The sequence below is a fragment of the Streptomyces sp. P13-3-3 genome, from assembly GCF_050571355.1.
In the GTDB taxonomy this organism is placed as follows: domain Bacteria; phylum Actinomycetota; class Actinomycetes; order Streptomycetales; family Streptomycetaceae; genus Streptomyces; species Streptomyces althioticus.
On sequence record NZ_CP192228.1, the window covers coordinates 906,758 to 920,600 of the forward strand.

Below are 13,843 nucleotides of genomic sequence, written 5' to 3' on the forward strand. Positions count from 1 at the left end.
GTGAGGCAGGACGTGGAGTCCCGGGTGAATCTTCTGAGCCGGTTCACCCGGCGTCCGGGCCGGACGGCCGCCGAGGCGACCGCCCTGGTGGTCGCCGCCGTGGTGGCCTTCCCCCTGTACTGGATGGTGCTGAGCGCCTTCAAGCCGGCCGGGGAGATCCGGTCGGCCGAGCCGCGGCCGTGGACGCTGGCGCCCACGCTGGACTCGTTCCGGCGGGTGTTCGCACAGGAGGATTTCGGCCGGTACTTCCTGAACAGCGTCGTCGTCGCGGTCGCCGTGGTGATCGCCTCCGCGTTCATCGCGTTTCTCGCCGCGACCGCCGTGACGCGATTCCGGTTCCGTTTGCGGACCACCCTGCTGATCATGTTTCTGGTGGCCCAGATGGTGCCCGTGGAGGCCCTGACGATCCCCCTGTTCTTCGTGATGCGGGATCTCGGTCAGCTGAACACGCTGTGGTCGCTGATCCTGCCGCACATCGCCTTCTCGCTGCCGTTCGCGATCTGGATGCTCAGGGGGTTCGTGAAGGGCGTTCCCGAGGCGCTGGAGGAGGCCGCCTACATGGACGGCGCGAGCCGTACGCGGTTCCTTTGGCAGATCCTTTTCCCGCTCGTCCTGCCGGGTCTCGTGGCGACCAGTGTGTTCTCGTTCATCTCCGCCTGGAACGACTTCCTGTTCGCCAAGTCGTTCATCATCAGCGACATCTCCCAGTCGACCCTGCCGATGGCGCTGCTGGTGTTCTACAAACCCGACGACCCCGACTGGGGCGGGGTCATGGCGGCGTCCACCGTGATGACGATTCCCGTGCTGGTCTTCTTCGTACTCGTACAGCGGCGTCTGGTCTCCGGACTGGGCGGCGCGGTAAAGGACTGACGTGATGCCGACTTCACTGATTCCGGCGCCCCGGGGCGCCGTCGCCGGTGCCGGGGAGACCCGTCTGACGGACGCTTGCGGGCTGTACGCGGGACCCGGCACGGAGGGCGTGGGGCGGTGGCTCGTGAGTGTGCTGCGGGCCGCCACCGGACTGCCCTGGAGGGAGGCGCGGGAGCCCGCGGAGGCGCGTGACGGCGTCCGGCTCTCCCTCGCCGCGGACCTCGGCCCCGAGGCGTACCGGCTCGTCAGCGGCCCCGCGGGGGTGCTCGTCGAGGGCGGCGACGCGGCCGGTGTGCTGCACGGCGCGCAGACCCTGCGGCAGCTCCTCGGCGCCGACGCGTTCCGCAGGGCGCCGGTCCGCCGCGACCGGGTGTGGACCGTGCCGCACCTGACCGTCGAGGACGCGCCCCGCCTCCGCTGGCGCGGTCTGATGCTGGACGTGGCACGCCACTTCATGCCGAAGGAAGGTGTGCTGCGTTATCTCGACCTGATGTCCGCGCACAAACTCAACGTGCTGCATCTGCACCTGACGGACGACCAGGGCTGGCGCGTCGAGATCAAGCGGTATCCACGGCTCACCGAGGCCGGATCGTGGCGCGCCCGCACGAAAATCGGCCACCGCGCGTCGCCGCTCTGGGACGACCGGCCGCACGGCGGCTTCTACACCCAGGACGACCTCCGCGAGATCGTCGCCTACGCCGCCGAACGGCATATCAGCGTGGTCCCCGAAATCGACGTCCCCGGACACTCGCAGGCCGCCATCGCCGCGTATCCGGAACTCGGGAACTCCGACGTCGTCGACACCGCCGCGCTGACCGTCTGGGACACCTGGGGCATCAATCCGAACGTCCTCGCCCCCACCGAGGACACCCTGCGCTTCTACGAAGGGGTTCTGGAGGAACTCCTGGAACTGTTCCCCGCCGACGCCGGGCCGTTCTCGCCGTTCGTGCACATCGGCGGCGACGAATGCGTCAAGGACCAGTGGCGGGAGTCGAAGACGGCGCGGGAACAGATCGCGAAGCTCGGGCTCGCCGACGAGGACGCCCTGCAGTCCTGGTTCATCGGCCACTTCGACCGCTGGCTGGCCGACCGCGGGCGGCGGCTCATCGGCTGGGACGAGATCCTCCAGGGCGGACTCGCGCCGGGCGCCGCCGTGTCGTCCTGGCGCGGCTACGCGGGCGGAATCGCCGCCGCCCGAGCCGGGCACGACGTGGTGATGTGTCCCGAACAGCAGGTCTACCTGGACCACCGCCAGGACGCGGGCCCCGACGAGCCGGTGCCGATCGGGTACGTGCGCACCCTGGAGGACGTCTACCGGTTCGAGCCCGTCCCCGCCGAGCTGACGCCCCAGGAGCGGGAGCGGGTGCTGGGCACGCAGGCCAACGTGTGGACCGAGGTGATGGAGGACCAGGGGCGCGTCGACTACCAGACGTTCCCCCGGCTCGCCGCACTCGCGGAGGTCGCCTGGAGTGAGCTTCCCGCCCCCGCCGACCGGGACTTCGCCGGATTCGAGCGGCGGATGACCGAGCACTACCGGCGCCTGGACGCCCTGGGCGTCGCCTACCGGCCGCCCGGCGGCCCCCGCCCGTGGCAGCGCCGCCCGGGCATCCTCGGCCGCCCGGTCGACGGGCCGCCGCCCGCCCTGTAGCCGCCTTCCCCGGCCGTCCCCCGGTGCTCTTCCGCCCCGGGGGACGACCCGTGCCTCCCGCGTTCGCTGCGGGCCGAACAGGTCGGTCCATAACGGAACAAGAGCTTCCGAAGGCTGTGATTCCGCGGTGCCGGGGCGATTCGGGGACGGAATCGGCCAGGTCCGGGCCCAGCCGGGCGAATGCCTCCTAGCGGACCCCCGTCTTCGGCACCTGCCAAGATGTGCCAGAGTTGCCACGTCCGCCCTGTCAGCACGTACCGTACGGCGCACGGGTGGGACCAGGTGGGGCAGCGGGAAGGGGCAGCCGGTTTTGAGCACGCACGCACCGCAGGCGGCGCAGGCCGTGACGCTGCCCACGACACTGGACGAGGCAGTGGCGGCGCTCACCGCCATGCCCGCCGCCGTGCCCGTCGCGGGCGGCACCGACCTGATGGCCGCCGTCAACTCCGGGCAGCTCAGGCCCGCCGCGCTCGTCGGCCTCGGCAAGATCAGCGAGATCCGCGGCTGGCAGTACCTGGACGGACACGCGCTCCTCGGCGCAGGACTCACCCACGCGCGCATGGGACGCCCCGACTTCGCCGCGCTCATCCCGGCGCTCGCCGCCGCCGCGCGGGCCGCCGGACCCCCGCACATCCGCAACGCCGGCACCCTCGGCGGCAACATCGCCTCCGCCGCCCCCACCGGGGACGCCCTGCCCGTGCTGGCCGCCCTGGAGGCGACGCTGATCGTCGCCGGACCGGACGGCGCCCGCCGCGAGGTCCCGGTGTCGCACCTGCTGGCCGGCATGGACGTGCTGCGCCCCGGCGAGCTGATCGGCTACGTGCGCGTGCCGCTGCTGCACGCCCCCCAGGTCTTCCTGAAGGCGACCGGCCGCACCGGACCCGGCCGCGCGGTCGCCTCCGTCGCCCTCGTGCTCGACCCCGCCCGGCGCGGGGTGCGCTGCGCGGTGGGCGCCATAGCGCCGATGCCGCTGCGGCCCCTGGAGGCCGAGCAGTGGGTCGCGCAGCTCATCGACTGGGACAACAACCGCGCGATCGTCCCCGAGGCGCTCAGCGCGTTCGGGGAGTACGTGGCCGCGGCCTGCATCCCCGACGCCGCGCCCGAGGAGGACGGCAGCGTCCCGCCGCTGCCGCCCGCGGTACTGCACCTGCGGCGCACCGTCGCCGCGCTGGCCCGACGAGCACTGGGGAGGGCGTTGTCGTGACCGACGACCAGCACGGACAGGGCGGCACGCCTCCGGGCGGCAGCCGCTGGGACCCGCTGCCGCAGGGCGACTACGACGACGGCGCCACGGCCTTCGTGAACCTCCCGGAGGGCGGCATCGACGCCCTGCTGGACGCCATGGAGAGCCCGCTGGCCGCCCCCGGCCACGGCTACGTCCCGCCGCAGATCACGGTCACGCCGGCCACCACCGCGGGCACCGACCCGGCGGCCACCGGCAGCTGGGCCGCGCCCGGCGCCCCCGTCGACGGGACCCAGTGGCACGACCCGGCGTCCGCGGAGCCCGACGCGCCGGCGGGGGGCCCGTACGGCTACGACCCCGGCGCGAGCGGGCAGTGGGCCTACGACCCCGACGCGCAGGGACAGCAGCACGCGCAGGGACAGCACCAGGCACAGGGACAGCACCACGCGCCGGGCCACGATCCCGCGGCTCAGCACCAGGGGCACGGTCAGGCGCCGGGGCAGGACGTCACCGGGCAGTGGTCGATCCCCGTGGCGGGCGGCGACCTGCCGGACGAGTCCGGCGAGTTCACCACGTCCTCCCTGGTCGAGCAGTGGGGGAACACCCCTCCGGCGACCCTCCCGGGCGGCGCCGCCGCACCCTGGGCCGAGTCCCAGTCCATCGGCACGCCCTGGGGCCCCGGCGTTCCCGGTGTGCCGCAGGACCACGACCAGCAGGGCGGTGCGTACGCGCCGCGGCCCGGCGCGTACGAGGACCAGGGCGGCCAGGGCGGCGAGCACGGGCCCGCCCAGGAGGCGCACGACCCCTCCGCCCGGCAGCACGGCTCCCAGCCCTCGTACCCGGGCGCGCCCGACGCCTCCCCGGAGCAGCCGCAGGCGGGCCCCGCCGAGGACGCCTCCGCGCACGACGCCCCGCAGGCGTCCCGGCCGCTGCCCGCGGAGGAACACCCGGAGCAGCCGTGGCAGTCCGAGGAGGGCGCCGACGGTGATCCCGGCGCCGCCGGAGGCCACGAGCACCCGCAGGCGCGCCAGGACGCCCAGGACGTCGAGGAGCCCCCCTCCGGCGCGTCCGAGGGCGACGGCGGCCCCGCAGAGTCCCAGGAGGCCGCCGAAGCCCCCGAGGAGCCCGCCAAGGCCCCGGAGCGTTCCGCGGGAGACGGCACCCCCGACGACGCGGACGGCCCGGGCGCCCCGGAGGACTCCGACGCACCGGACGCCCCCGTCGCCGAGGTCCTCGTGGCCCCGCACGACGACCACCCCCTCGCCTCCTACGTCCTCCGCGTCAACGGCACCGACCGGCCCGTCACCGACGCGTGGATCGGCGAGTCCCTGCTCTACGTGCTGCGCGAGCGGCTCGGCCTGGCCGGTGCCAAGGACGGCTGCTCGCAGGGCGAGTGCGGCGCGTGCAACGTCCAGGTCGACGGCCGGCTCGTCGCGTCCTGCCTGGTCCCCGCCGTCACCGCGGCCGGCAGCGAGGTCCGCACCGTCGAGGGACTGGCCCAGGACGGCCGGCCCTCGGACGTGCAGCGCGCCCTCGCCCGCTGCGGCGCCGTGCAGTGCGGCTTCTGCGTGCCCGGCATGGCGATGACCGTGCACGACCTGCTGGAGGGCAACCCGGCCCCGACCGAGCTGGAGACCCGCCAGGCCCTGTGCGGCAACCTGTGCCGCTGCTCCGGCTACCGGGGCGTGGTCGACGCCGTGCAGGAGGTCGTCGCCGAGCGCGAGGCGCACGCCGAGGCCGAGGCCGCCGCGGACGACGGCGACGGCGCCCCCCGCATCCCGCACCAGGCGGGCCCCGGCGCCGGCGGGGTCAACCCCTCGGCGTTCGGCGTCGCACCGCAGGACCAGTCCCACGGCCAGGACGGAGGCCAGGCGTGAGCAACGAAGCAGCCACCGTGCAGACCGCCGAGGCGGCCCCCGGGGAGGAGGCCGCCCCACGACGCGGACTCGGCGCCTCCCTCCCGGCCGCCGACGCGCGCGCCAAGACCGAGGGCACCTTCCCGTACGCCGCCGACCTGTGGGCCGAGGGCCTGCTCTGGGCCGCCGTGCTGCGCTCGCCCCACCCGCACGCGCGCATCAAGTCGATCGACACCACGCACGCGCGCGAGATGCCCGGCGTCCGCGCGGTCGTCACCCACGAGGACGTCCCCGGCGCCTCCGTGCTCGGCCGCGGCACGGCCGACCGCCCCGTCTTCGCCTCCGAGGTCGTACGCCACCACGGCGAGCCGCTGGCCGCCGTCGCCGCCGACCACCCCGACACCGCGCGCATGGCCGCCGCCGCGGTCATCGTCGAGTACGAGGTGCTCGACCCGGTGACCGACCCCGAGCGGGCCTTCGAGGCCGAACCCCTGCACCCCGACGGCAACCTGATCCGGCACATCCCGCTGCGCCACGGCGACGCGGACGCGATCGGCGAGGTCGTCGTCGAGGGCCTGTACCGCATCGGCCGCCAGGACCCCGCCCCCATAGGGGCCGAGGCCGGACTCGCCGTGCCCCGCCCGGACGGCGGGGTCGAGCTGTACCTGGCGTCCACCGACCCGCACGGCGACCGGGACCTCGCCGCCGCCGCGTTCGGCCTCCAGCAGGACCAGGTGAAGGTCGTCGTCACGGGGGTGCCCGGCGCCACCGCCGACCGCGAGGACCAGAGCTTCCAGCTGCCCCTCGGGCTGCTCGCGCTGAAGACCGGCTGCCCGGTGAAGCTCGCCGCCACCCGCGAGGAGTCCTTCCTCGGTCACACCCACCGCCACCCCACGCTGCTGCGCTACCGCCACCACGCCGACGCCGAGGGCAAGCTGGTCAAGGTCGAGGCGCAGATCCTGCTCGACGCGGGCGCCTACGCCGGCACCTCCTCCGACGCCCTGGCCGCCGCCGTCGCCTTCGCCTGCGGCCCGTACGTCGTGCCCCACGCCTTCATCGAGGGCTGGGCGGTGCGCACCAACAACCCGCCCTCCGGCCATGTGCGCGGCGAGGGCGCGATGCAGGTGTGCGCCGCGTACGAGGCGCAGATGGACAAGTTGGCCAAGAAGCTCGGCCTGGACCCGGCCGAGGTGCGGCTGCGCAACGTGATGGCCACCGGCGACGTGCTGCCCACCGGCCAGACCGTCACCTGCCCCGCCCCCGTCGCCGAACTGCTCGAAGCCGTACGGGACGTCCCGCTGCCGCCGCTGCCCAAGGACACCCCCGAGGACGAGTGGCTGCTGCCCGGCGGCCCCGAGGGCGCGGGCGAGCCGGGCGCGGTGCGCCGGGGCGTGGGCTACGGCCTCGGCATGGTGCACATGCTGGGGGCGGAGGGCGCCGACGAGGTGTCCACGGCCACCGTGCGCGTCCAGAACGGCGTGGCGACCGTGCTGTGCGCGGCCGTCGAGACCGGGCAGGGCTTCTCCACACTGGCCCGGCAGATCGTCCAGGAGACCCTCGGCGTCGACGAGGTGCACGTGGTGCCCGTCGACACCGACCAGCCCCCGGCCGGGGCGGGCTGCCGCGGACGCCACACCTGGGTGTCGGGCGGGGCGGTGGAGCGCGCGGCCAAGATGGTCCGCACCCAGCTCCTCCAGCCGCTGGCGCACAAGTTCGGCATGTCCACCGAGCTGCTCCAGATCACCGACGGCAAGATCACCTCGTACGACGGGGTGCTGTCCACGACCGTCACCGAGGCGCTGGACGGCAAGGAGCTGTGGGCGACGGCGCAGTGCCGGCCGCACCCCACCGAGCCGCTGGACGACGCGGGGCAGGGCGACGCCTTCGTCGGCATCTCCTTCTGCGCGATCCGCGCGGTGGTGGACGTCGACATCGAGCTGGGCTCGGTCCGGGTCGTGGAGCTGGCCGTCGCGCAGGACGTCGGCCGGGTGCTCAACCCGGCGCAGCTCGCCGCGCGCATCGAGGCGGGCGTCACCCAGGGCCTGGGCGCGGCGCTCACCGAGAACCTGCGCACCCCGCGCGGCCTGATCCGCCACCCCGACCTCACCGGGTACGCCCTGCCGACCGCGCTGGACGCGCCCGACATCCGCATCGTGAAGCTGGTCGAGGAGCGGGACGTGGTCGCGCCGTTCGGCGCGAAGTCGGTCAGCGCGGTGCCGGTGGTGACCTCGCCGGCCGCGATCGCCTCCGCCGTGCGCGCCGCCACCGGGCGTCCGGTGAACCGGCTGCCGATCCGCCCGCAGGCCGCCGTGGTGACCGGCAACTGAGCGATTCCCCGGGCCGATCGGCCTCTCGGGGCAACGCTCGGGGCCTCCCGCGCGTCTTGAGAAGCAGGGCGCCGGCCGCGCTCCCCGTTTCCGATGCGTTGTCAGTGGTGCCGCGTACTCTTCGGAGCAGTGGGGGACGGCCGTGGGTCCGGCAGGGCGCGGGCCGTCCTGCCCGGGGCGGGACGTTCGCGGGCCCGGGACCGAGCACACGTATCGCGGGGGAATCATGAGCACGACCGACACCGTTGTCGCGAGGGCGATCGCACTCACCGAGGACGACCTCGGTCCCCAGGTCACGCACGCGTCGACGCGGAGCTGGCTGACCGGACCCGGACTGCCGTGCGACAACGGCCTGTTCCGTTTCATCGAGCCCGCCCGCCCCGGCGGCCTGCCCACGGTCGCCGAGGTGACCGGAGCCGCCGACCTGCTGTCGCCCGCGCTGCGCGACCGGCTCGTCATCGGCGCGTTCGCCGCCCCGGCGGGCCTCGAACCGGAGGCCGTGCTGCTCGACGGCGCCACCGGCGAGGTCTCCAGCGCGTACGTCCAGGACCGGCCCGACCTCCTGGACTGCCGTCCGCTCGCCCCGTCCCTGCCGACGTTCGTCCGCTTCGCCGCGGCCACGGACGAACTGGCGGGACTGCGCGGCCAGTTCGCCGCCTACGCCGGGCGGTACGGCACCAAGGCGGTCGCGGAGGCCTCCCGGCAGCTGCTCGCGGTGTTCGAGGAGGGCGCGGACGGCGAGCCCGCGCCGTTCTGGCGGATGGCGGCGCTGATCCGCCCCCTCGCCCTGGTCGCCGGCCCCGGCACGGCCTCGGGCCTCGCCCTGGACCTCCCCCTGCGGCTGCTGGACGACGAGTTCGGCCGGGGCGGCGTGGTCCGCTTCGAGGAGGTCGACTTCCCCGCGACGCTCACGCACGAGCCGACCCGCCGCTTCCTGCGCGAGACGGGCCTGCCCGAGGACGGCTTCCTGTTCTCGCTGGACACGGACCAGCCGCTGCGCACGCTCACGGAGTACGCGGCCGACGACTGCGGCGGCTTCCCGCCCGGCCTCCTCCCGGCCCACGCCGACCGGCTGATCCGCGTCGGGCACCTGATCGACGACCACGGCCTGGTCGTCGACGGGGCGACGGGGGCGGTGCTGAGCTGGAGCGAGTCGGACGGGGCGCTGCGCCCGCTGAACACGGACATCTCCACGCTGGCGTTCACCCTCTGGCTCCTGCACCGGGAGCGCTCCCTCGACGAGGCCTCCGGCCACGCGCTCACGAGCGACGTCTACGACCAGCTCGCCCTGACGATGATCCAGGTCCTCGCCTCGGTCGACCCGACGGGCACGACCCCGGACGCCGACTGGCACTACTGGACCCGCCTCTTCCAGGACGAGGCGGGCGGGGTTCTGTAGCGCGCACGCCGAAGGGCGGGGCGCTCGGTAAGCGCCCCGCCCTTTCCGGAGGCCGTGGCGGGGATCGAACCCGCGTAACTCTCCGCGAGCGGAGCTCGCTGTCGGATGCAGCGCAGGCGGGTCCTCTTTCTGGAGGCCGTGGCGGGGATCGAACCCGCGTAACTCGCTTTGCAGGCGAGTCCCTGAACCACTCGGGCACACGGCCGTGTCGGTGGGGGAGAGGCGCCGTGCGGCGTCTCGCCGTCCCGAACCGGTGCGTCGACCGTACGGCGGGCGGCTGACGGTGCTCAAGGGAACGCCGGGGCGTGCAACGCGACTGCCATGCGCCGTTCACAAAGGGCCGGACACCCCGGTCCTACGACCAAGGTCCCGGTCTCGTTCCCGACCCCCGACAGGGGTCAACCAGGGCCGTGGACCTTACCCTGGCGGTCATGACCGCCCCGAACCCCCGCGACACGGGTGTCGCCGAGCCCGCCGGCGCCCCCGCCCCGGCCGTCGTCCCCGACGACACCGTCCTCAGCCGCCGGTACCGCGCACTGAGCATCGGGGTCGTCTCCGTCGTGCTGCTGATCGCCTTCGAGGCGACCGCGGTGGGCACGGCGATGCCCGTCGCGGCCCGCGAGCTGAACGGCGTGTCGCTGTACGCGTTCGCGTTCTCCGGATACTTCACCACCAGCCTCTTCGGCATGGTGCTGTCCGGCCAGTGGTCCGACCGGCGCGGCCCGCTCGCCCCGCTCACCTGGGGCATCGCCTCCTTCGCCGCCGGGCTGCTGATCGGCGGCACGGCGGGCACGATGTGGCTGTTCATCCTGGGCCGCGCGGTCCAGGGCCTCGGCGGCGGCCTGGTGATCGTCGCCCTGTACGTCGTCGTCGGCCGCGCCTATCCCGAGCGGCTGCGCCCGGCCATCATGGCGGCGTTCGCGGCCGCCTGGGTCGTCCCGTCGATCGTCGGCCCGCTCGCCTCCGGCGCGGTGACCGAGCACCTCGGCTGGCGCTGGGTGTTCCTCGGCATCCCGGTGATCGTGGTGCTCCCGCTGGCGCTCGCCCTGCCCCAGATCCGGCGGCTCGCCTCCGGCCCGGTCGGGGACGCCGCCGAGGCCCCGGCCTCCTTCGACCGCCGCCGTATCCGGCTGGCCCTCGCCATCTCCTTCGGGGCGGGCCTGCTCCAGTACGCCGCGCAGGACCTGCGCTGGCTGTCCCTGCTGCCGGGCGCGCTGGGCGTGGCCCTGCTGGTCCCTGCCGTCCTCGGCCTGCTCCCGCGCGGCACCTGGCGCGCGGCGCGTGGTCTGCCGTCGGTGGTGCTGCTGCGCGGTGTCGCCGCCGGGTCCTTCATCGCGGCGGAGTCCTTCGTCCCGCTGATGCTGGTCACCCAGCGAGGGCTCAGCCCGACGCTGGCAGGCTTCTCCCTCGCGGCGGGCGGCGGCACCTGGGCGCTGGGCTCCTGGGTGCAGTCCCGGCCCCGCCTGGAGAAGCACCGGGAGCGGCTGATGACCGTCGGGATGCTGCTGGTCGCGTTCGCGATCGCGGCGGCGCCGAGCGTGCTGATCCACTCCGTGCCGGCCTGGACGCTGGCGGTGGCGTGGGCGTTCGGCTGCTTCGGCATGGGACTGGTGATCTCCTCCACCAGCGTGCTGCTCCTCCAGCTCTCCGCGCCCGAGGAGGCCGGCACCAACTCCGCCGCCCTCCAGATTTCCGACGGCCTGTCCAACGTCCTCCTCCTGGCGATCGGCGGCGCCGCCTTCGCCGCCCTCGGCGGGGGCACCGTCAGCCACGCGGCCACGGAGGCCACCGGCTCCCACCCGGCCGCCTTCGCCGCGGTGTTCCTGCCGATGGCGGCGGTAGCCCTGGCGGGGGTGTGGGTGGCTGCTCGGGTGCGGGAGCGTTGACCCGTAAACCGGTCGTCACCAGGTGATCGCCGACAGTAGTCTCCCGCCATGTCCGAACTGGTTCTCCGCCTCGACCCCGACGTACACCAAGCTCTCCACGACCTCGCGGACGCGCAGGACCGCGCCCCGGAGGAGGTCGCGCGGGAAGCGCTGCGCCGCCACCTGCACGAGGAGGGCACGCTGGTGCGTGCCGTCGCCGAGCGCATCGCGCGGGAGCACGCCGAGTTGCTGAGGAGGCTCGGCGAATGACCCGGCACCTCACCGTCGACGAGGTCACGGCCATCGCCGAGGTCGCCTTCGGCGGGCAGCCGCCCGAGACCCGGGCGCCGGGGCTGTTGGCCTCGGCCGTGCACCGCCCACGCGCCCGGATGTTCGGCACCGCGGCGTACGAGGATCTGCACGAGCAGGCCGCGGCGCTCCTCCACGCCGTCGCGACGAACCACCCGTTCGTCGACGGCAACAAACGCACCGCCTGGCTGGCCACCGCCACCTTCCTCGCGGTGAACGGGGTCGACCTCGCGGGCGTGGACCAGGACACGGCGTACACGCTGGTCGTCGATGTGGCATCGGGGGCGGAGAGTGATGTGGGAGAAATCGCGCGGCGGCTGAGGCGGTTGTGATGTGGGTCCCACCCTCGGGCGGGACGGCCGCGTAGCGGCATGTGCGTCACCGCCGCATCGGTAGGGTGGCCCGGTCGTCGCACGTACCAGAGCCGCCCGAACCACCCTCCCGGAGATCGTGACTACCACCGCCGGCACCGCCTCGCACCACCTGTCCCCGGCCTTCCCCGGCCGTGCCCCCTGGGGCACCGCCGGCAAGCTGCGCGCCTGGCAGCAGGGGGCGATGGACAAGTACATCCAGGCTCAGCCCCGTGACTTCCTCGCGGTCGCCACGCCCGGCGCCGGAAAGACCACGTTCGCGCTGACGCTGGCGTCCTGGCTGCTGCACCACCACGTCGTGCAGCAGGTGACGGTCGTCGCGCCCACCGAGCATCTGAAGAAGCAGTGGGCGGAGGCGGCCGCCCGCATAGGCATCAAGCTCGACCCGGAGTACAGCGCGGGCCCGCTCGGCAGGGAGTACCACGGCGTCGCCGTCACGTACGCCGGTGTCGGCGTGCGCCCCATGCTGCACCGCAACCGCGTCGAGCAGCGCAAGACGCTCGTGATCCTGGACGAGATCCACCACGCCGGCGACTCCAAGTCGTGGGGCGAGGCGTGCCTGGAGGCGTTCGAGCCGGCCACCCGCCGCCTCGCGCTGACCGGTACGCCGTTCCGCTCGGACACCAACCCCATCCCGTTCGTGGTGTACGAGGAGGGCGACGACGGGATCCGCCGGTCGTCCGCCGACTACACCTACGGGTACGGCTCCGCGCTCGCCGACGGCGTCGTGCGGCCCGTGATCTTCATGTCGTACAGCGGCAACATGCGCTGGCGCACCAAGGCGGGCGACGAGATCGCCGCCCGGCTCGGCGAGCCCATGACCAAGGACGCGATCAGCCAGGCCTGGCGCACCGCCCTCGACCCGCGCGGCGAGTGGATGCCGTCCGTGCTGCGCGCCGCCGACCAGCGGCTCACCGAGGTCAGGAAGGCCATCCCGGACGCCGGCGCCCTGGTCATCGCCTCCGACCAGGACTCCGCGCGCGCCTACGCCAAGCTGATCCGCGACATCACCGGCCACAAGGCCACCCTCGTGCTCTCCGACGACGCCGGCGCGTCCAAACGGATCGACGAGTTCAGCGCGAGCGACGACCGCTGGATGGTGGCCGTCCGCATGGTGTCCGAGGGCGTCGACGTCCCGCGTCTCGCGGTCGGCGTGTACGCCACCACGATCTCCACGCCCCTCTTCTTCGCCCAGGCCGTCGGCCGCTTCGTACGGTCCCGGCGGCGCGGCGAGACCGCGTCCGTGTTCCTGCCGACCGTGCCGGACCTGCTCGGCTTCGCCAACGAGATGGAGCGCGAGCGCGACCACGTCCTCGACAAGCCCAAGAAGGCGGGCGAGGAGGACCCCTACGCCGAGTCCGAGAAGGAGATGGACGAGGCGAACAAGCAGCAGGATGAGGACACCGGCGAGCAGGACATGCTGCCCTTCGAGGCGCTGGAGTCCGACGCGGTCTTCGACCGGGTCATGTACAACGGCGCCGAGTTCGGGATGCAGGCGCACCCCGGCAGCGAGGAGGAGCAGGACTACCTCGGCATCCCCGGCCTGCTGGAGCCCGACCAGGTGCAGCTGCTGCTCCAGAAGCGGCAGGCCCGGCAGATCGCGCACAGCAGGAAGAAGCCGGCCGAGGAGGCCGACCTGCTCGAACTGCCCGCCGAGCGGCGGCCCGTGGTCTCCCACAAGGAGATGATGGAGCTGCGCAAGAAGCTCAACTCGCTCGTCGGCGCCTACGCCCACCAGAGCGGCAAGCCGCACGGCGTGATCCACACGGAGCTGCGCCGGGTGTGCGGGGGTCCGCCGTCCGCCGAGGCGACGGCGGGACAGCTGCGCCAGCGGATCGCCAAGGTGCAGGAGTGGGCCACCCGCATGCGGTGAGACGCCTGTGCGTCACGTGTGGACGGGGAAGTGAATGGGAGCGGTCCCCTCGTGTGCGTACCGGGACAAAAGTGACCACTTTGTGCAACCGGTGACCGGATTCTGGACGGAGCCTTCCGCTCAGCGGGACCGGCTCGCTACT

Annotated in this window: 10 protein-coding genes and 1 tRNA gene; 10 read left to right on the forward strand and 1 reads right to left on the reverse strand. The window is 73.9% G+C overall.

Annotated elements, in window-relative coordinates:
- The 6 genes from ACQZOG_RS04125 (at nucleotide 1) to ACQZOG_RS04150 (ending at nucleotide 9,283) form a co-directional block, all read left to right on the forward strand.
- Complete coding sequence (locus ACQZOG_RS04125) at nucleotides 1–870, forward strand: carbohydrate ABC transporter permease (RefSeq protein ID WP_380826197.1); 870 nt, start codon at nucleotides 1–3, stop codon at nucleotides 868–870.
- Nucleotides 871–874: 4 nt separating this feature from the next.
- A complete protein-coding gene (locus ACQZOG_RS04130) occupies nucleotides 875–2,518 on the forward strand; it encodes a beta-N-acetylhexosaminidase (protein ID WP_033277580.1) in 1,644 nt (547 codons plus the stop codon).
- Between the two features lie 310 nt (nucleotides 2,519–2,828).
- Complete coding sequence (locus ACQZOG_RS04135; protein ID WP_033277517.1) at nucleotides 2,829–3,722, forward strand: FAD binding domain-containing protein; 894 nt, start codon at nucleotides 2,829–2,831, stop codon at nucleotides 3,720–3,722.
- Nucleotides 3,719–5,578 carry a 2Fe-2S iron-sulfur cluster-binding protein gene (locus tag ACQZOG_RS04140; protein ID WP_391605270.1) on the forward strand — a complete coding sequence of 620 codons (1,860 nt, stop codon included), beginning with the start codon at nucleotides 3,719–3,721 and terminating at the stop codon, nucleotides 5,576–5,578. The genes ACQZOG_RS04135 and ACQZOG_RS04140 overlap by 4 nt, the downstream gene beginning before the upstream one ends.
- Complete coding sequence (locus ACQZOG_RS04145) at nucleotides 5,575–7,884, forward strand: xanthine dehydrogenase family protein molybdopterin-binding subunit (RefSeq protein WP_351035886.1); 2,310 nt, start codon at nucleotides 5,575–5,577, stop codon at nucleotides 7,882–7,884. Before ACQZOG_RS04140 ends, ACQZOG_RS04145 begins: the two co-directional genes overlap by 4 nt.
- Nucleotides 7,885–8,110: 226 nt before the next feature.
- Nucleotides 8,111–9,283 carry an SUKH-4 family immunity protein gene (locus ACQZOG_RS04150; RefSeq protein WP_193455346.1) on the forward strand — a complete coding sequence of 391 codons (1,173 nt, stop codon included), beginning with the start codon at nucleotides 8,111–8,113 and terminating at the stop codon, nucleotides 9,281–9,283.
- Nucleotides 9,284–9,413: 130 nt separating this feature from the next.
- On the opposite strand, the gene ACQZOG_RS04155 is transcribed toward ACQZOG_RS04150, so the two are convergent.
- A tRNA-Cys gene (locus ACQZOG_RS04155) sits at nucleotides 9,414–9,488 on the reverse strand.
- A gap of 226 nt (nucleotides 9,489–9,714) precedes the next feature.
- On the opposite strand from ACQZOG_RS04155, the gene ACQZOG_RS04160 reads away from it, so the two are divergent.
- The 4 genes from ACQZOG_RS04160 to ACQZOG_RS04175 all read left to right on the forward strand — a co-directional run bounded on the left by ACQZOG_RS04160 (nucleotide 9,715) and on the right by ACQZOG_RS04175 (nucleotide 13,701).
- Nucleotides 9,715–11,169: an MFS transporter gene (locus tag ACQZOG_RS04160; protein ID WP_193455345.1), complete on the forward strand. Its 1,455-nt coding sequence runs from the start codon at nucleotides 9,715–9,717 to the stop codon at nucleotides 11,167–11,169.
- Between the two features lie 48 nt (nucleotides 11,170–11,217).
- Nucleotides 11,218–11,418: a hypothetical protein gene (locus ACQZOG_RS04165; protein ID WP_037639831.1), complete on the forward strand. Its 201-nt coding sequence runs from the start codon at nucleotides 11,218–11,220 to the stop codon at nucleotides 11,416–11,418.
- Entirely contained in the window at nucleotides 11,415–11,789 is a 375-nt protein-coding gene (locus tag ACQZOG_RS04170; RefSeq protein WP_037639829.1) for a type II toxin-antitoxin system death-on-curing family toxin, read from the forward strand. Before ACQZOG_RS04165 ends, ACQZOG_RS04170 begins: the two co-directional genes overlap by 4 nt.
- 118 nt (nucleotides 11,790–11,907) lie before the next feature.
- Nucleotides 11,908–13,701, forward strand: coding sequence for a DEAD/DEAH box helicase (locus ACQZOG_RS04175; protein WP_203550723.1), 1,794 nt, complete (start codon nucleotides 11,908–11,910; stop codon nucleotides 13,699–13,701).
- Nucleotides 13,702–13,843 lie beyond the last annotated feature (142 nt).

Bases quoted from the DNA above. Each gene is read 5' to 3' on its own strand.
- ACQZOG_RS04130 (WP_033277580.1), top strand. From the start codon at position 875: ATGCCGACTTCACTGATTCCGGCGCCCCGGGGCGCCGTCGCCGGTGCC.
- ACQZOG_RS04150 (WP_193455346.1), top strand. From the start codon at position 8,111: ATGAGCACGACCGACACCGTTGTCGCGAGGGCGATCGCACTCACCGAG.
- ACQZOG_RS04160 (WP_193455345.1), top strand. From the start codon at position 9,715: ATGACCGCCCCGAACCCCCGCGACACGGGTGTCGCCGAGCCCGCCGGC.
- ACQZOG_RS04165 (WP_037639831.1), top strand. From the start codon at position 11,218: ATGTCCGAACTGGTTCTCCGCCTCGACCCCGACGTACACCAAGCTCTC.
- ACQZOG_RS04170 (WP_037639829.1), top strand. From the start codon at position 11,415: ATGACCCGGCACCTCACCGTCGACGAGGTCACGGCCATCGCCGAGGTC.